The 17,897-nt window shown below is 68.2% G+C and carries 16 protein-coding genes and 1 pseudogene; 10 read left to right on the top strand and 7 right to left on the bottom strand.

The window, feature by feature from the left end; all coding sequences use genetic code 11:
- Positions 1–1,323, bottom strand: a 1,323-nt coding sequence (locus tag KHO18_RS26005; RefSeq protein ID WP_211944142.1) for a glycerol-3-phosphate dehydrogenase/oxidase, incomplete at its 3' end; no start/stop codon positions are given.
- A gap of 52 nt (positions 1,324–1,375) precedes the next feature.
- Positions 1,376–2,908 carry a glycerol kinase GlpK gene (glpK, locus tag KHO18_RS26000; protein WP_377731721.1) on the bottom strand — a complete coding sequence of 511 codons (1,533 nt, stop codon included), beginning with the start codon at positions 2,906–2,908 and terminating at the stop codon, positions 1,376–1,378.
- A gap of 54 nt (positions 2,909–2,962) precedes the next feature.
- Here glpK and KHO18_RS25995 point away from each other — a divergent pair, with 54 nt between their 5' ends.
- Both KHO18_RS25995 and purU read left to right on the top strand, forming a co-directional pair.
- Complete coding sequence (locus KHO18_RS25995) at positions 2,963–3,817, top strand: NUDIX hydrolase (protein WP_211944141.1); 855 nt, start codon at positions 2,963–2,965, stop codon at positions 3,815–3,817.
- Between the two features lie 65 nt (positions 3,818–3,882).
- The gene (gene purU / locus KHO18_RS25990; RefSeq protein WP_144201831.1) at positions 3,883–4,749 is read left to right on the top strand and encodes a formyltetrahydrofolate deformylase; all 867 of its coding nucleotides are present in this window, start codon (positions 3,883–3,885) and stop codon (positions 4,747–4,749) included.
- Between the two features lie 93 nt (positions 4,750–4,842).
- Here the strand turns inward: purU and KHO18_RS25985 are convergent, their stop codons facing one another.
- A complete protein-coding gene (locus KHO18_RS25985; protein WP_186296958.1) occupies positions 4,843–5,613 on the bottom strand; it encodes a DeoR/GlpR family DNA-binding transcription regulator in 771 nt (256 codons plus the stop codon).
- A gap of 181 nt (positions 5,614–5,794) precedes the next feature.
- Here KHO18_RS25985 and KHO18_RS25980 point away from each other — a divergent pair, with 181 nt between their 5' ends.
- The 6 genes from KHO18_RS25980 (at position 5,795) to KHO18_RS25955 (ending at position 11,866) form a co-directional block, all read left to right on the top strand.
- On the top strand, positions 5,795–6,913 hold the full coding sequence (locus tag KHO18_RS25980; RefSeq protein WP_144201827.1) for an ABC transporter ATP-binding protein: 1,119 nt from the start codon (positions 5,795–5,797) through the stop codon (positions 6,911–6,913).
- A gap of 1 nt (position 6,914) precedes the next feature.
- Complete coding sequence (locus tag KHO18_RS25975) at positions 6,915–8,024, top strand: ABC transporter ATP-binding protein (RefSeq protein WP_144201825.1); 1,110 nt, start codon at positions 6,915–6,917, stop codon at positions 8,022–8,024.
- Positions 8,021–8,905 (top strand): carbohydrate ABC transporter permease, encoded by an 885-nt coding sequence (locus tag KHO18_RS25970; protein ID WP_144201823.1) that lies wholly within the window; start codon positions 8,021–8,023, stop codon positions 8,903–8,905. Before KHO18_RS25975 ends, KHO18_RS25970 begins: the two co-directional genes overlap by 4 nt.
- Positions 8,898–9,725: a carbohydrate ABC transporter permease gene (locus KHO18_RS25965; protein ID WP_092289866.1), complete on the top strand. Its 828-nt coding sequence runs from the start codon at positions 8,898–8,900 to the stop codon at positions 9,723–9,725. The genes KHO18_RS25970 and KHO18_RS25965 overlap by 8 nt, the downstream gene beginning before the upstream one ends.
- A 30-nt stretch (positions 9,726–9,755) precedes the next feature.
- Positions 9,756–10,064: a DUF2160 domain-containing protein gene (locus KHO18_RS25960; RefSeq protein ID WP_149135621.1), complete on the top strand. Its 309-nt coding sequence runs from the start codon at positions 9,756–9,758 to the stop codon at positions 10,062–10,064.
- A 74-nt stretch (positions 10,065–10,138) separates the two neighbouring features.
- On the top strand, positions 10,139–11,866 hold the full coding sequence (locus KHO18_RS25955; RefSeq protein ID WP_211944144.1) for an ABC transporter substrate-binding protein: 1,728 nt from the start codon (positions 10,139–10,141) through the stop codon (positions 11,864–11,866).
- 65 nt (positions 11,867–11,931) lie between these two features.
- Here the strand turns inward: KHO18_RS25955 and KHO18_RS25950 are convergent, their stop codons facing one another.
- Positions 11,932–13,938: a sensor domain-containing diguanylate cyclase gene (locus tag KHO18_RS25950; RefSeq protein WP_244845100.1), complete on the bottom strand. Its 2,007-nt coding sequence runs from the start codon at positions 13,936–13,938 to the stop codon at positions 11,932–11,934.
- Positions 13,939–14,165: 227 nt separating this feature from the next.
- The gene (locus KHO18_RS25945; protein ID WP_144201819.1) at positions 14,166–15,014 is read right to left on the bottom strand and encodes a LysR family transcriptional regulator; all 849 of its coding nucleotides are present in this window, start codon (positions 15,012–15,014) and stop codon (positions 14,166–14,168) included.
- Positions 15,015–15,114: 100 nt separating this feature from the next.
- Here KHO18_RS25945 and KHO18_RS25940 point away from each other — a divergent pair, with 100 nt between their 5' ends.
- Positions 15,115–15,726 (top strand): cysteine hydrolase family protein, encoded by a 612-nt coding sequence (locus tag KHO18_RS25940; RefSeq protein ID WP_144201817.1) that lies wholly within the window; start codon positions 15,115–15,117, stop codon positions 15,724–15,726.
- 159 nt (positions 15,727–15,885) lie between these two features.
- A complete protein-coding gene (waaC, locus tag KHO18_RS25935) occupies positions 15,886–16,902 on the top strand; it encodes a lipopolysaccharide heptosyltransferase I (RefSeq protein WP_211944140.1) in 1,017 nt (338 codons plus the stop codon).
- On the opposite strand, the gene KHO18_RS25930 is transcribed toward waaC, so the two are convergent.
- Both KHO18_RS25930 and KHO18_RS25925 read right to left on the bottom strand, forming a co-directional pair.
- Complete coding sequence (locus tag KHO18_RS25930; RefSeq protein ID WP_244845098.1) at positions 16,875–17,546, bottom strand: hypothetical protein; 672 nt, start codon at positions 17,544–17,546, stop codon at positions 16,875–16,877. The genes waaC and KHO18_RS25930 overlap by 28 nt on opposite strands.
- Before the next feature lie 93 nt (positions 17,547–17,639).
- Positions 17,640–17,897 (bottom strand): annotated as a pseudogene (locus tag KHO18_RS25925) (c-type cytochrome); the annotation flags it as partial.

Raw genomic sequence — 17,897 nt, 5'->3', positions numbered from 1 at the left:
GTAGCGGTCTGGCGACCCGGAGCCCGGCGCGGGCAGGTCCGCCGGCAGGCCGGCGGCGCCATGCAGCGGCAGATCGGCCGTGCGGCACGGCGCCGCGCGCAGCAGCTGGCGCTGGATCGCCGTTTCCACCACATCCTCGGCCATCTTGCGATAGGTGGTCCACTTGCCGCCGGTGACCGTGATCAGGCCCGCCTTCGACACCAAAATCGTATGTTCGCGCGACAGCGACGCGGTGGACGCCTCGCCAGTCGCCTTGACCAGCGGCCGCAGCCCGGCCCAGACGCTGGTCACGTCGGCGCGCGTGGGGTCGCGGGACAAGTAGCGTGCCGCCGTCTCCAGGATGAAATCGACGTCGTCGGCGCCCGCGCGGGGCTCCAGCGGCAGGTCGTGGCGCGGCGTGTCGGTGGTGCCGACGATGGTGTGGCCGTTCCAGGGCACGACGAACAGCACCCGGCCGTCATCGGTCTTCGGAATCAGGATCGCCCGGTCGCCGGGCAGGAAGCTGCGCGGGATGGTCAGGTGCACGCCCTGGCTCGGCGCCACCATGGTCCGCGCCTGCCCGTCCTCCATCTGCCGCACCGCATCGACCCACACCCCCGTGGCATTGATCACGCAGTCCGCGCGCAGCGGGAAGGTCTCGCCGCCTTCGCCTTCGCCGGCGAGGGCATCCTGCGCGGTCACGCCGGTGATCACGCCGTTTTTCTGCGAGAGCCCGGTCACGCGCATGTAGTTGACCGCCGTGCCGCCCACGTCGAACAGCGTGCGCATCAGCGCCACGGCCAGCCGTGCATCGTCGAACTGGCCGTCGAAGTAGAGGTTGCCGCCGCGCAGCGGCCGTCCGCCGACGTGTTCGGCCAGCGTGGGCGCGGCCTCCAGCGTCTCCCGATGGTTCAGCCAGCGGCTGCCGGACAGGTTCAGGCTGCCCGCCAGCATGTCGTACACCTTGAGGCCGATGCCGTAGAACGGCTGGTCGAACATCTGGTAGGCCGGCACCACGAAGCCCAGCGGCCAGACCAGGTGCGGCGCGTTGCGGGCCAGCAGGCCACGCTCGTGCAGCGCCTCGCGTACCAGACTGATGTTGCCCTGGGCCAGGTAGCGCACGCCGCCGTGCACGAGCTTGGTGGCCTTGCTTGATGTGCCCTTGGCGAAGTCGGCCGCCTCCAGCAGCAGGGTGCGATAGCCGCGCGACGCGGCGTCCACGGCCGTGCCGAGCCCGGTGGCGCCGCCGCCGATGACGATGACGTCCCAGCGGGCCTCGCGCCGCAGGGTATCGAGCAGGGCGGCGCGCGAGGGTGGCTGGATGGGGGTGACGGGTGTGGGCATGGTGGTTCGGTGCAAATCGAATTTCAACGAAATTTGACGATGGTTAGGGCGGTCAGGCGGATGGGGCGTCATCGCGCGCCCAGTCGCGGGCGCGGTCCACGGCGCGGTGCCAGCGGGCCAGCCGTTGCCCGCGCTCATCGGCAGAGAGGCGCGGCTCGAAGCGGTGCTCCACCTGCCACTGGCGCGCAATTTCCTCGGTATCGGCCCAGTAGCCGGTCGCCAGCCCCGCCAGATAGGCGGCGCCCAGCGCGGTGGTCTCGGTCACGCGCGGGCGCACGACCGGCGTGCCGAGCAGATCGGCCTGCATCTGCATCAGCAGGTCGCTGCGCGAGGCGCCGCCATCCACCCGCAGCTCGGCCAGCGCAATGCCGGCGTCCTTCTGCATCGCGTCCAGCACATCCACGCTTTGCAGGGCGATCGATTCCAGCGCGGCCCGGGCGATATGCGGCCCGCCCGTGCCGCGCGTGATGCCGACGATGGTGCCGCGCGCGAACGGGTCCCAGTGCGGCGCGCCGAGCCCGGCAAAGGCCGGCACCAGCACCACGCCGCCGGTGTCCTCGCACTGGCGCGCGAGCGGTTCTACCTCGGGCGCGCTCTGGATCAGCTTCAGGCCGTCGCGCAGCCACTGGATCGTGGCGCCGCCCATGAACACGCCGCCTTCGAGGCAATATTGCGTGTCGTTGCCGATCTGCCAGCCAATTGTCGTCAGCAGCCGGTTGTGCGAGGTCACGGGCTGGCTCCCGGCATTCATCAGGATGAAGCAGCCGGTGCCGTAGGTGTTCTTTGCCATGCCGGGCGAGAAGCAGACCTGGCCGAAAGTAGCCGCCTGCTGGTCTCCGGCGATGCCGGCGATGGGGATCTCGGTGCCGAACAGCCGGGCCGCGGTGCGCGCCACCTCGCCGCTGGAGGGCACCACGTCGGGCAGCAGGCTGCGCGGAATGTCGAGCAGGCCGAGCAGTTCGTCGTCCCAGCGGAAATTGTGGATGTTGAACAGCAGCGTGCGTGATGCATTCGACACATCGGTCACGTGGCGCTTGCCATCGGTCAACTGCCAGATCAGCCAGCTATCGACGGTGCCGAAGGCCAGCTCGCCGCGTTCGGCGCGGGCGCGGGCGCCTTCGTAGTGATCGAGCATCCAGCGCAGCTTGGTGCCCGAGAAATAGGCGTCGATGATCAGGCCGGTCTTCTGCTGGAAGGTGTCGCCGTGGCCGGCGGCCTGCAGCGCCTCGCACATCGGCGCGGTGCGGCGGTCCTGCCAGACCAGCGCGCGGCCCACCGGCTCGCCGGTCTTGCGGTCCCACAGCACGGTGGTCTCGCGCTGGTTGGTGATGCCGATGGCGCGGATCTGGGTGCCGCTGACGCCGGCATCGCCCAATACCTCGTGGGCCACGGCCAGCTGCGACTGCCAGATTTCATAGGGATCGTGCTCGACGTGCCCGGGATGCGGATAATATTGCCGGAACTCGCGCTGGGCGATCCGCACCACATTGCCGGCGTGATCGAACAGGATGGCGCGCGAGCTGCTGGTGCCCTGGTCGAGGGCCAGCACGTACTGGGGCTGCTGCGATGAAGGCGTCGGGGTCATGCGTTCCATCCGGAATTGAATTGCGGCCGGGTTTGCCGGCCAGACATCGCTGCCATGGCCGAATCCTTGTTCCAACCGTCAGAAATCGTGAGTGTGGTGCGCGCCGGCGTGACCGCGCGCAGCCCGTTCGAGCCCGCCGCCCACTTGCGGCTGGCCGTGGCCGGCCAGCAGGTGGGGTGGATGCCCCGCGTGCATGCGGACGTCCTGCGGCGCATCCCCGGCATGCTGGGCGATGGCCCGCCTGCCGAGCCGGACGCCGTGACGCTGCTCCCGGCCTGCACCACCTTCGAGACCCGCAGCGCCGCGCTGGCCACGCTGGCGCGGCAGCTGGCCGACGCCGGCCACGTGCGCGGCTGGCGCAACGAGTTGTTCGCGGTCACCCCGGCTCTCGCCGCGCCGGCGTTCGCCGTGGTGGAGCGCGCCGCGGCGCGCTTCCTCGGGCTGCTGACCTTCGCTTCGCACATGAACGGGATCATCGCCGGCGAGCGCGCGATGTGGATTTCGCGCCGCAGCGAGAGCAAATCGGTCGACCCCGGCATGTGGGACAACCTCGTGGCCGGCGGCATGCCCCATGGCAGCCATCCGCTCGAAACGCTGATCCGGGAATGCGACGAGGAATCCGGCATTCCGCCCGACCTGGCGGGCCGGGCCGCGCCCCACGGCGTGATCGAGGTACTGCGCGAAATCCCCGAGGGCGTGCAGTGGGAGCACGTATACATATATGACCTGACGCTGCCGCCGGACTTCGTGCCGGTGAACCGCGACGGGGAGGTGGCCGAGCACCGGCGTATCGAGCCGGGCGCATTGCTTGCTATCATGGCGGACCGCGCCATGACCGTGGATGCCACGCTCGTGACGCTGGATACGCTTATCCGGCGCGGCTGGACGCCCAGCGCGCCCCCAGCCTGACCCGCGCCAGCCTCGCTGCGCATCACGGTGCCGGCCTGCCACATTACGATTTGCCCTTGCTTACGATGAGCGCCACCGGATTTATCCTTACCCTCTCGTGCCCGGACCAGCCGGGCATTGTTCATGCCGTTTCCGGCCTGCTGTTCCAGCACGGCTGCAATATTGTCGATTCTGACCAGTACGGCGACGAATTCACGGGCCGTTTCTTCATGCGCGTGCATTTCATGCCCGCTGCCGGCGGCCCGGACCTCGCCACGCTGCGCCAGGCCTTCGCGCCGGTCGGTGACCAGTTCGGCATGCAGTGGGAGGTGTTCGACGCCACCGCGAAGCCGCGCGTGATGATCATGGTGTCCAAGATCGGCCACTGCCTGAACGACCTGCTGTTCCGTGCCAAGGCCGGTGGCCTGCCGGTGGAGATCGCCGCGATCGTCTCGAACCATCGTGACTTCTACCAGCTGGCCGCGTCGTACGACGTGCCGTTCTTCCACCTGCCGCTGATGAACGCGTCCGCCGAGCAGAAGGCCGCGCAGGAAGCGCGCGTGTTCGAGGTGGTGCGCGACCAGAACATCGATCTGGTGGTGCTGGCGCGCTACATGCAGGTGCTGTCCGACGACCTGTGCCGCAAGCTGGCCGGCCGCGCGATCAACATCCATCACTCCTTCCTGCCGAGCTTCAAGGGCGCCAAGCCGTACTACCAGGCGCACGACCGTGGCGTGAAGCTGATCGGCGCCACCGCGCACTACGTGACGGCCGACCTTGACGAAGGCCCGATCATCGAGCAGGAAATCGAGCGCGTGGACCACAGCATGGACCCCGAGCAGCTGACCGCCGTGGGCCGCGACGTGGAATGTGTGGCCCTGGCCCGCGCCGTCAAGTGGCACGCCGAACACCGCATCCTGGTGAACGGCCACAAGACCGTCGTCTTCAAGTAAACGGGATTCTTCCCTCTCCCTCCGGGAGAGGGGCCGGGGGGGGGGGGGGGGGGGGGGGGGCGGCCCACCCCCCCCCCCGCCCCACCCCCCGCCTCATTCCCCGTCCGCCACCACACAATTCACTCCACTGTCCGCCAGCATCTGCACGAACGGCGGCCGGAGCGGCTCGTCCGTGAACAGGCGGTCGATGCTGGAGAGCGGTGCCAGTTCCACCATCGCCTGACGGTTGAACTTGCTGGCATCCGCCGCCAGCCACACCTCGCGCGAGTGTTCCATGATCGTGCGCGCCACCTTCACCTCGCGGAAATCGTAGTCACGCAGCGTGCCGTCGGTCTCGATGCCCGAGATGCCGATCAGGCCGATATCGACCTTGAACTGGCGGATGAACTCCACCGTGGCCTCGCCGATGATGCCCCGGTCGCGCGAGCGCAGCACGCCGCCGGCCACGATGACCTCGCAATCGGGGTTGTCGGCCAGGATATTGGCCACGTGCAGGTTGTTGGTGATGACGCGCAGCCCGCGATGATGGATCAGCGCGCGGGCAATTTCCTCCACCGTGGTGCCGATGTTCAGGATCAGCGAGCAGCCCTCCGGCACCGCCGCCGCCACGGCCCGCGCGATGCGCACCTTGCCCTCGGCATGCAGCACCTGCCGCTGCCGGTAGGCGATGTTCTCGGTGGTGGACCCATCCATCCGCACGCCGCCATGAAAACGCGCGAGCATGCCGTTTTCCGCCAGCAGATTCACATCGCGCCGCACGGTTTGCAGCGTCACGCCGAACTTGCGCGCGAGTTCGTCGATGGAGGCAAAGCCCTGGTTGCGGACTTCCTCGAGCAGGGCGGTCTGGCGGGGATTGAGCGTCATGTGCCGCATTCTAGTTCAAACACAAACGAAAACAAATGATGCACTGCACGATTGTTTTGTGTTCGTTTATTTGCTAAAACGAGCGGGATGCCATGAATAGTGCCCCTCGGTCACGGTTCTTATTGTGATCGAGCAAGCACATCAATGCAGTTCGAACACGAATCGAACCGATGGAGACCGGATGCAACTGAGCCTGGACGGCGTTGCGCAGCAGGTGGGATCGCAAGCCTATCTTTATCCGATGTCACTGGCGCCTGTGCGCGGGGCCGTGACCATACTCCTTGGGGCCACCCAGGCGGGCAAGACCTCGCTGATGCGGGTCATGGCGGGGCTGGACAAGCCCAGCGCGGGCCGGGTGCTGGCCGACGGGGCCGACGTGACCGGCGTGCCGGTGCGCGAGCGCAATGTCTCGATGGTCTACCAGCAGTTCATCAACTACCCCTCGCTCACCGTTTTCGACAACATCGCCTCGCCCCTGCGGCTGCGCAACGTGCGCGGGCCGGCGCTGGACACCCAGGTCCGCGCGATAGCCGGCCGGCTGCGCATCGACCACCTGCTGGCGCGCTACCCGGCGGAACTGTCCGGCGGCCAGCAGCAACGCGTGGCGCTGGCCCGGGCGCTGGCCAAGAACGCGCCGTTGATGCTGCTGGACGAACCGCTGGTCAACCTTGACTACAAGCTGCGCGAGGAATTGCGCGAGGAACTGACCCAGCTCTTCGCCCATGGCGACGCCACCGTCATCTACGCCACCACCGAGCCGGCCGAGGCGCTGCTGCTCGGCGGCTACACGGCGGTGCTCGATGCCGGCGAGCTGCTCCAGTACGGCCCGACTCCCGAGGTCTTCCACTATCCCGCCTCGCTGCGCGTGGCGCGGGCTTTCAGCGATCCGCCGATGAACCTCGTCGCAGGCCGGCTGGAAGCGGGCCGTGTGACGCTGGCCGGGAACATCGTGATTCCGCTCCCCGAGGTGCAGGCGCCCGATGGCCCGGTCACCGTGGGCGTGCGCGCCGCCGCCCTGCGGCTGGCCGCCGTGCCCGGTGCGGTGGCCGTGCCGGGCAAGGTGGCGCTGGCCGAACTGTCCGGCTCCGACACCTTCGTCCACCTCGATACGGCGATGGGCAACCTCGTCGCCCAGTTCGCCGGGGTGCTCGACCTCCAACTCGGCGCGCCGCTCTCCCTGCATCTGGAGCCGGCCCATCTCTACCTGTTCGACGCCGCCGGCCTGCGCATCCACGCGCCCCAACGGCCCGGCGCGCTGGCCGATGTGGTCAGCACGCCCATCTCCGAGACGGGTGGCTGAGATGGCCAGGATCGACCTCGACCTCGCCCATTCCTACGTCGCCGAACCGAAGACCGATGAGGACTACGCGCTGCTGCCGCTGCGCTTCACCTTCGAGGATGGCGGCGCCTACGCGCTGCTCGGGCCGTCCGGCTGCGGCAAGACCACGCTGCTGAACTGCGTCTCCGGCCTGCTGCGGCCCTCGCAGGGCACGATCCAGTTCGACGGCCGCGATGTGACCGCCGCCACGCCACAGGCGCGCAACATCGCCCAGGTGTTCCAGTTTCCGGTGATCTACGACACGATGACCGTCGGCGAGAACCTGGCCTTTCCGCTGCGCAATCGCGGCGTGCCGGCGGCCCAGGTCAAGGAGCGGGTCGGAAAAATCGCCGAAATGCTAGACCTCTCGGCCTCGCTGGACCGCCGCGCGAGCGGGCTGGCGGCGGACGCCAAGCAGAAGATCTCGCTCGGGCGCGGGCTGGTGCGGCAGGACGTCTCGGCGATCCTGTTCGACGAGCCGCTGACCGTGATCGATCCGCACCTGAAATGGCAGTTGCGGCGCAAGCTCAAGGAAATCCACCACGAATTCCGGCTGACGCTGATCTACGTGACACACGACCAGACCGAGGCGCTGACTTTCGCCGACCAGGTGGTGGTGATGTCGCGCGGCAAGGCGGTGCAGGTGGGCGCCGCCGATGCGCTGTTCGAGCGGCCCGCGCATACCTTCGTCGGCAATTTCATCGGCTCGCCGGGCATGAACTTCCTGCCGGGCACGTGGCACAACGGCGCCATCGAGGTGGCCGGGCGCCGCTATATGCCGGAGCTGCCGGCGGGCATCGCCGCCGCGCTGGCAGGCGCTGGCGCCTTCAAGGTGGGCGTGCGGCCCGAGTACCTGCAACTGGCCGCTCCCGACGACCCGCAGGCCATGCCGATGCGCGTGACGCGCGCGCAGGACATCGGCACGTACTGGCTCGTGACCGGCACGGTGGCGGGGGAGGGCGAGCAGGCTGGCGGCACCCTGCGCGCCCGGCTCGGCACCGAGGCGGCCAGCCTGGCCCCCGGGGACACGGCGTGGCTCTCGGTGTTCAACCGCCACACCTGCTTCTATATCAACGAGGAACTGGTCCAATGAAGCCCGTCAACCAGAAGGCCTGGCTGCTGGTGCTGCCCGTGGTGCTGTGCGTGGCGTTCTCCGCCATCCTGCCGCTGATGACCATCGTCAATTATTCGGTGCAGGACATCATCTCGCCGGAGCGGCGCGTGTTCGTCGGCACGGAATGGTTCCGCACCGTGCTGCGCGACGCCGAACTGCACGACGCCCTGATCCGCCAGCTTGGCTTCTCGCTGGCCGTGCTGCTGGTGGAGATCCCGCTCGGCATCCTGCTGGCGCTGGCCATGCCGGCCAAGGGCTGGCGGGCCTCGGCGGTGCTGGTCATCATCGCGCTGTCGCTGCTGATTCCGTGGAACGTGGTCGGCACGATCTGGCAGATCTTCGGCCGCACCGACATCGGCCTGCTCGGCGCCACCCTGGAGGCGATGGGATTCGACTATAACTACACGGGCAGCGCGGTGGATGCCTGGGTCACGGTGCTGGTGATGGATGTCTGGCACTGGACCCCGCTGGTGGCGCTGCTCTGCTACGCCGGGCTGCGCGCGATTCCGGACGCCTACTACCAGGCCGCCCAGATCGACGGGGCCTCCCGCTTCGCCGTGTTCCGCTACATCCAGCTGCCCAAGCTGCGCGGCGTGCTGATGATTGCCGTGCTGCTGCGCTTCATGGACAGCTTCATGATCTACACCGAGCCCTTCGTGCTGACCGGCGGCGGGCCGGGCAACGCCACTACCTTCCTCTCCCAGTACCTGACCCAGAAGGCGGTGGGCCAGTTCGACCTCGGGCCGGCGGCGGCATTCTCGATTGTCTATTTCCTGATCATCCTGCTGACCTGTTTCATCCTCTATAACTGGATGCAGCGCGCCGGCACGTCCGGCGGGGAGGAGGTGCCTCATGGCTAGTCAACACGCCAGCAACCGGGCCGGCGCATGGCGGCCGGTGTTTCTTGTGGTCTACCTGCTGTTTGCCATCGTGCCGATCTACTGGATGGTCAACATGTCGTTCAAGACCAACGAGGAGATCCTGACCACGCTGTCGCTCTGGCCGGCCTCGTTCACGCTCGAGCACTACCGCACCATCTTCACCGATGCCTCCTGGTACTCCGGCTACATCAACTCGCTGATCTACGTCGCCCTGAACACGGTGATCTCGATCAGCGTGGCGCTGCCGGCGGCCTACGCGTTCTCGCGCTACCAGTTCATCGGCGACAAGCACGTGTTCTTCTGGCTGCTGACCAACCGCATGACGCCCCCCGCGGTGTTCCTGCTGCCGTTCTTCCAGCTCTACACCACCATCGGGCTGATGGACACCCACCTCGGCGTGGCGCTGGCGCACCTGGTCTTCAACGTGCCGCTGGCGGTCTGGATCCTGGAAGGCTTCATGTCCGGCGTGCCGCGCGAGATCGACGAGACCGCCTATGTGGACGGCTACTCGTTCCCGCGCTTCTTCCTGACCATCTTCCTGCCGCTGATCAAGGCCGGGGTGGGCGTGGCGGCGTTCTTCTGCTTCATGTTCAGCTGGGTGGAGCTGCTGCTGGCGCGCACCTTGACCTCGGTCAATGCCAAGCCGATCGTCGCCACCATGACCCGCACGGTGTCCGCCTCCGGCATGGACTGGGGCGTGCTGGCCGCCGCCGGCGTGCTGACCATCGTGCCGGGCGCCATCGTGATCTGGTTCGTGCGGCACTACATCGCCAAGGGCTTCGCCATGGGCCGCGTGTAGCGGGCCGGGCCAAAGAGAGGAGTTCGTCACATGTTGAGCTGGATGGTCTGGACCACCCCGGTGGCGGTGTTCTTCGCGCTGGTGGTGGTGATGCTGATCGGCATGACGGTCTGGGAGGCCCGCTCCCCCACGGTCATGCGCAAGGGCTTCCTGCCGATTGCCACCACGCGCGGCGACCGGCTGTTCATCGGGCTGATGTTCGCCGCGTGGATCAACCTGGCCTGGGTAGGGCTGGGCGAGAAGATGCAGACCTGGTTCGGGCTGGCGGAGGAACCGTCGATCTGGATCAGTGCGGCCATCGCGGCCGTGGTGCTGCTTGTGGTCATGCGCCGTGGCTGACGCCCGCCGGCGCGCGCAGTCGTTGCCGTTCCATCATTCCATTATTCCAATAGGAGACACTGATGAAAGTGCACGTGAAGTTGGGGATGTCGGCCCTGGCCATAGCGGCCACGCTGGCATGCGGCGGGGCACGAGCCGACGAGGCCGCCGCGAAGAAGTGGGTAGACAACGAATTCCAGCCGTCGTCGCTGGCCAAGGACAAGCAGATGGCCGAGATGAAGTGGTTCATCGACGCCGCCGCCAAGCTCAAGGCCAAGGGGGTGACGCAGATCAACGTGGTATCGGAAACCATCACCACCCATGAATACGAGTCCAAGACGCTGGCCAAGGCGTTCGAGGAAATCACCGGCATCAAGGTCAACCACGACCTGATCCAGGAAGGCGATGTGGTGGAGAAGCTCCAGACGTCGATGCAGTCCGGCAAGTCCATCTACGACGGCTGGATCTCCGATTCCGACCTGATCGGCACCCACTACCGCTATGGCGCGATCCTGCCGCTGACCGACTATATGAACGGCGCCGGCAAGGAATTCACCAATCCCGGCCTGGACGTGAAGGACTTCATCGGCACCAAGTTCACCACGGCGCCGGACGGCAAGCTGTACCAGCTGCCCGACCAGCAGTTCGCCAACCTGTACTGGTTCCGCGCCGACTGGTTCGCCCGCAAGGACCTGCAGGACAAGTTCAAGGCCAAGTACGGCTATGACCTCGGCGTGCCGACCAACTGGTCGGCCTACGAGGACATCGCCAACTTCTTCACCAACGATGTGAAGGAACTGGACGGCAAGAAGGTCTACGGCCACATGGACTACGGCAAGAAAGACCCCTCGCTGGGCTGGCGCTTCACGGACGCGTGGCTGTCGATGGCCGGCACCGCCGACAAGGGCCTGCCCAACGGCATGCCGGTGGACGAGTGGGGCATCCGCGTGGCGGAGGACAAGTGCACGCCGGTAGGCGCCTCGGTCTCGCGTGGCGGCGCTACCAACAGCCCGGCGGCGGTCTACGCGCTGGCCAAGTACATCGACTGGATGAAGAAGTTCGCGCCGCAGCAGGCCATGGGCATGACCTTCTCCGAAGCCGGCCCGGTGCCCGCGCAGGGCCAGGTGGCCCAGCAGATCTTCTGGTACACGGCCTTCACGGCGGACATGACCAAGAAGGGCCTGCCGGTGGTCAATGCCGATGGCTCGCCCAAGTGGCGCATGGCGCCGTCGCCGTACGGCCCGTACTGGAAGCAGGGCATGCAGAACGGCTACCAGGACGTGGGCTCCTGGACTTTCTTCAAGAACACCGACCCCAACCGCCTGGCGGGCGCGTGGCTCTACGCCCAGTTCGTGACGGCCAAGTCGGTCTCGCTGAAGAAGTCGCTGATGGGCCTGACCTTTATCCGCGAGAGCGACATCAACACCGACTACCTGACCAAGAACGCGGCCAAGTACGGCGGCCTGATCGAGTTCTATCGCAGCCCGGCCCGCGTGGCCTGGACGCCCACGGGGACCAACGTGCCCGACTACCCGAAGCTGGCCCAGCTCTGGTGGAAGAACGTGGCCACGGCGGTGACGGGCGAGAAGACGCCGCAGGCGGCCATGGACAACCTGGCCGAGGAGATGGACCAGGTGATGGCGCGCCTCCAGCGCGCCGGCATGACCAACTGCGCGCCCAAGCTGAACCCCAAGAGCGACCCGGCCAAGTGGCTGAGCACCGAGCACGCGCCCTGGAAGAAGCTGGACAACGAGAAGCCGAAGGGCGAAACCATCGCCTATGACAAGCTGCTCCAGGCGTGGAAGGAAGGCCGCGTGCGGTGATGCACCGGTGAATCGGTAAGGGGAAGGGACGGTGGCGCCAGCGGTTGGGGCGCCACCGTTCCGTTTCAGGTTCCGGACATCGCGCCGGCCGGGGAGGTTGGGGCACCCACCGGCGCGCAGTTCGGCGCCGCATGGCGGGCCTTGCCGTGGCGCTTGGCTTCGTAGAGCGCCATGTCGGCGCGCATGAACAGTTCGCTGACCGACGAACCGGTGTCTGGGCGATGGATGGCGCTGCCCACGCTGGCGGTGGAGACGAGCGTGAGGCCGTCCACGGGGAAGGGCCGCAGCGCGGCCTGCACCACGGCCTGGGCGATCCGCTCCACGGTGGCCGGGTTCGACACGTTGTCCAGGATGATGGCGAATTCGTCGCCGCCGATGCGGGCCACCGCGTCGCCCTTGCGCACGCAGGTGGCGAGCCGTTCGGCGAAGGACACCAGCAGGCGGTCGCCCACCGGATGGCCGTAGGTGTCGTTCACCGCCTTGAAGTCGTCCAGGTCCACCAGCAGCAGCGCCGCGCGGTGGCCACCCGCATCGGCGCGGGCCATGGTCTCGTTGAGCCGGCGGTCGAAGCCCTTGCGGTTGAGCAGGCCGGTCAGGTGGTCGGACAGCGTCTGCGCCTCCAGCGAGCGCAGCTTCTGGCGCTCCCCGGTCACGTCGCGGGCGAACATGTGCAGGCCGGATACCGTGTCCTGGGCGTCGTTCCACGCCGGCTGGTAGGTCACCTCCCACGCCAGCCCGTCGGCCGCTTCGCGCGTGAAGGTGACCACGCGGCCGCTGCGGGCCTCCTCGAGATAGGGCGCATTCGCCACATACTCGGGCGTGCCCCACAGTTCGCGCAGCGACAGCCCGGCCACCTGGTCGGCGGGCAGGCCGAAGTGGCGCGCGTAGGCCTGGTTCACGAAGGCAAAGCGCTCGTTGACGTCGATGAACGCCACGAAGTCCGGCACATGGTTGGCAATCGCCTCGATCCGCTTCTCGCTGGCGGCGGCGCGGTCCTTGGCGGCCTTCAGCGCCGCCTCGCGCTCGGAAAGCTGGTGCAGCACCTCGGCGAACGATCCGGCCAGTTCGCCGATCTCGTCGTCGCGCCGTACCGGCAGGTCCGAGACGGCGGCGGGCTGCATCGCCAGTTGGCGCACCGTGCGATGCAGGTGCTCGAGCGGGGCGAGCAGGCGGCGAATCACCAGCCACATCATCGCGGCGGTAATCAGCAACGAAATAAGGCCGATCACCAGCGTGCGCTTGCGCACGTCGATCAGCGGGGCATAGGCTTCCTCGGCTGGCAGCACGGCCACCACCTCCCAGCCATTGGACGAGAGCAGGTAGCGCGACACGATGGGCTGGGTCGGCCAGAGGACTTCCCAGTCGGACTCGGGCTGCTCGGCGCCGCATGTCTCGCCGATGGCCCGGGCTGGCGCCAGCACGCGGTCCGCCTCGGGGTGCAGCGCGTAGCGCGGATTGGCGCCGGCGGAGACGAGGCAGTAGTAGCCAGTCACGCCCACGCGGCTGTGTGCCAGTTCGCGCAGAAAGTTGCTGGCCGACAGGTTCAGCACGCCGCCCACCACGGCGCGCAGGTCACCGGCCGCATCGTGCATCGGCACGGCGAGGATGACGCCCGGCGCCGCGCTGTGCTTGCCCTGGAGCAGGTCCGATACGGCGAACGAGGCGCCGCGCTCGATGGCGCGGAAGTAGTCGCGCTCGCCCACGGTCATCTTCACGCCTTCCGGCACGGCGGTGCTGAAGGCGAGCGTGCCGTCCGGGCGGGCCAGGAACACGGCGTTGAAGCTTTCGGGCATGTCCACGGTGTCGGCGGCAATGGCCGACTGCTGGCGCGGGGTTGCGTCCAGATGGGGCGACAAGGTGCGCGCGAGGCGGCGCAGCACCACTTCGCGGGATTCGAGTTTTTCGTCGAGTTGGCCGGCGACCAGTTTGACCAGCGTGTCCTGCTGCGCCTGAAGCAGCGTCCTCAGGCTTTCATAGGCATAGAACTGGGCGTAGCAAGCGCGCGTCACGAGAATGAGCGTGACCACGCCGGCTGCGGCGATCGCCATCCGGTACTTCAAGGAGTGCCGCATGAATCTCTTCTTGGTATTTGCACTGAACCCGTTTTTATCGGCTGCCGGGCTGTGATCCATAACCCCCGCCCCTTGGCAGGCAGCCGATTCGTAGCGTAGCAGACCGCAGGGCTGCGCCGGGCGGCCATGTCGGGAATCTGGTGCGGCGTCCCACACGAGGTGGCGCATGCGCCGCGTGGGTCGTGCCGATGCAACAAGAGACCGCGGGCGGGGTGCGCGCTGTGGCGTTAAGGGCAGTCGGCGAGGGTGTCCGCCAGCCAGTCGATCACGGGCCGGAAGCGCGAGGCGCCCCGGAATTCGGCGGGGTAGGCGAGCCAGATCTCGCGCTCGACCTCGGGCACCTCGCGCACCCGTTGCAGCGCCGGATCGTCGTGGGCGAGGAAGTGGGGCAGCAGGGCGATGCCGAGCCCCGCGCGTACGGCGGCACGCACCGCAAGCAGGCTGTTGGACTGGAACGCGAACGGCCGGCCGAGCGACTGCGGCCACGCCACTTCGGGCAGCGTGAAGCCTTCGTCGAGCAGGCCGCACAGCGGCGCGTCGTCGGCCACCGGCCCACGCGTGGAGGCATAGAGCCCGAACCGCAGCGTGCCGGCGCGCTGGGCCACCAGTTCGCCCTCGTGCGGGCGGTTCAGCCGCACGGCGATATGGGCGCGGCGCCGCGCAAGGCTGGTGACGCGGTTGTCCACCTCCAGCCGGACCTCCATATCGGGGTTCTGCGCGTAGAGCGAGGGCAGCCGGGGCGTCAGGTAGTCGCTGCCCAGCGCGGCCGTGGTTGCCACCCGGACCACACCGGACACCCCCGCAGTCGCGCCTTCCATCTCGCGCAGCAGGCGGTCGGCCGATTGCTCCATCTGCCGCGCCGCCGTCAGCGCATTGCGGCCCACGCTGGTCAGCACAAAGGTGCCATCGGTGCGCGTGGCCACGGGTTTGCCCAGCGCGGCCTCCAGCCGGCGGATGCGGCGGATCGCCGTGGCGTGGGTAATGTCCAGTTCCCGCGCACAGGCCGAATAGCTGCCGGCCCGGATCAGCGTGGAGAGCGTGAGCAGGTCGTCCCAGGAGATTGTGCTTTTTTGCACAGCGAGTGTGAGTTCGTGGCGAATTGGCGCACAGCATAGCCTGCCCTACGCTGCGTGCATAGCCAACCCACGTATCCCGAACTACAAGGAGACCCGCCCCATGTCCGCGCCCTTCACGCTGCTCGATGCCGCCGGTGCCAGCCGCACCCCCGCCGCCTGGGAAGCCGCCGTGCTGATCCTGATCGACCATCAGCGCGAATACATCGATGGCAAGCTGCCGCTGACCGGCATGCCCGAGGCCGTGGCGGCCTGCGCCGACCTGCTGGCGCGCGCCCGCGCCCACGGCACGCCGGTGATCCACGTGGTGCATCACGGCAAGGCCGGTGGCGCGTTCGACCCGGCGGGCCCGTATGCCGCCATCATCGAGGGGCTCCAGCCGGCACCCGGCGAGGAAACCGTGGTCAAGCAACTGCCGAACAGCTTCGCCGGCACCGAGCTGGCCGCCCGGCTGGCCGCGCGGTTGGCTGCATTGGGTAGCAAGGAACTGATCGTGGCGGGCTTCCAGACCCATATGTGCGTCAGCGCCACCGTGCGCTCGGCGCTCGACCATGGCTACCGCGTCACGCTGGTGGCCAGCGCCTGCGCCACGCGGGACCTGCCCGATCCGCTTGGCGGCGAGCCGCTGGCAGCCGCCGAACTGCACCGGGTCACGCTGGCGGCGCTGAATGACCGTTTCGCCACGGTGGTGCCGGACGCCTCGGTCTGGCAATAAGGCCGGGCGGGGCCCGGCATCCGGGCCCAGTGACGCCCCGGGCGCGTAGGGGGTTTTGATTACATGTTCGACAGCCGTCAGCCCGGGCGGCTCAGGCATACTAGCGCCTTCGCGCCGCCGGCATCCTCGCCCGCGCGCCCATCCGCTGCCCCCGATTTCATGAAGCGAATCCTGCTGATCAAGATCACCTCGCTCGGTGACATGGTGCACACGCTGCCGCTGGTGTCCGACCTGCGCCGCGCCTACCCCGACGCCGCCATCGACTGGGTGGCCGACGCCTCGTGCGCGGACATCCCGCGCTGGGCCATCGGCGTGGACCGGGTGATTGCGCCGCCGCTGCGGCAGTTCAAGAAGAACGGCAAGAAGTGGAAAGACCTGCGCGGCATCCTGCGCGCCGTGCGGGAGCTGCGCCGTGAGAAGTACGACGTCGTGGTGGACGTGCACGGCGTCTACAAGAGCGCCATCGTCGCCCGGCTGGCACGCTCGCCGCGCCGCTTTGGCTACGCCGCCGAATTCCTGGGCGAGGCCAAGGCCGAATTCGCCTACACCGACATCTTCGGCCCGCATGGCGACGCCACCTGCCGGGAAAAGATGCGGCTGGTGACAGCCAACGCGCTCGGTTACACCTACCCGGCAGCCGAGACCAACGCGCTGCGCATACCGCCGCCGGCCACCCCGCTGAACACGGACGGCGTGCCACGCGCGATGCTGTTCCATGCCACCTCCGCCGAGATCAAGAAATGGCCGCAGGCCCACTGGATTGCGGTGGGCCAGTCGCTGGCGGCGCGCGGATTCCGCGTGCAGCTGCCGTGGGGCTCGGAGAAGGAGCACGAGGAGTCCCGCGCGCTGGCCGCCGCGATTCCGGATGCCGAGGTGCTGCCGCGCATGTCGATCACCGAGGTGGCGCAGCGTCTGGACGCCGCCGCGCTGGTCGTGGGCATGGACACCGGCTTCGTGCATCTGGCCGACGCGCTTGGCAAGCCCACGGTGATGATCTTCACGGCCACCTCGTGCGGGCACTTCGGCGTGCAGAAGCCGGGGCAGTCGGTGTCGATCGGCGATCAGGGCAAGCCGCCCTCGGTGGAGGCCGTGCTGGCCGCCATCGACTCGGTGGCGCCCAAGCTGCCGGGTCAGGCGGGTCAGTCGCATCAGGCCGCCGGCAACGTGTCCGCGTAGGACCAGTACTCGAACTGGACGATCGTGGCGTTGCCATGGGTCGTCACCACATCCAGCATGCAGGATCGCCGCCGGATTGCCATCCGGGCCAGGTAGCGCGCCGCGCCGGGCACATCGGGCGGCGGCTGGATGCGGTCGCCGTGGCGCATTGCCAGCCGCAGGATATGCACCGGCACGAAGCGGTGCGCATCGTTCATCGTGGTGTGCGCGGTGGCCGTGAACAGCAGCGGCGTGGCCGCCAGCCCGGAAAAGCGCTTGCGCAGCAGGGCCAGCGTGGTCGGTGCCATGGCCGAGCCGATGCCGGGCAGGGCCAGCGCGGTCAGGCCGCGCACGTTGGCCGCCCACAGGCCGCCCACCACCAGCATGGGGTCGCGCTTCTCCACCGGCACCGTGTCCCGCAGCCCCTCCCAGATCGCCGTCATGTCGCCGTTCAGGTCGTACAGGTGATAGCAGCCGCCAAAGCTGCGCTGGTAGCCGACGATGCAGTCGAGATCCTCGTCGAATACAGGGCGCGCGTCGCGCGGAATGCGGGGCGGCCGGATCTCGAACAGGCCGGCGGACACGGCGTAGTGGCCGGTCCACGTCAGCGTCCGGCCGGACACGGCCTGCAGGGTGATTTCATCGGGAAGGACATCAAGGGACATGCGCGGCGCTTCGTGGGGGAACGGAAAGCCCCACGGTAAGCACGGCGCCCGCCGCTGTCTTTGAGACGATTCTGAAAGTGCGAAAACTCCCCGCTAATGCACAAAGCCGCCCTTGACGAAGCGGACCGGCTCGGCGTCCATGCGCAGCAGCAGGGCGGTCAGGCCATCGACGGGGGTATCGACGGGGGTATCGATCCGGGCATCCGCGGACTGACGCTGCCCCCCGGCCTGCCCGGCGGTGCACAGCAGGTCCGATTCGCGCCACGCCGCCTGTCCCGGCGCCCCCCGGGCCCGCAGCCAGCCCTGACGGTCACTCAGCAGCGCCGTGCCCGGCAGCGCCGCCGCCGGCAC

It is taken from the genome of Cupriavidus campinensis (genome assembly GCF_905397395.1).
GTDB classification, from domain to species: domain Bacteria; phylum Pseudomonadota; class Gammaproteobacteria; order Burkholderiales; family Burkholderiaceae; genus Cupriavidus; species Cupriavidus campinensis.
Note: the sequence above shows the minus strand (reverse complement) of the source record. Positions and strands in the feature narration are given on the sequence as shown.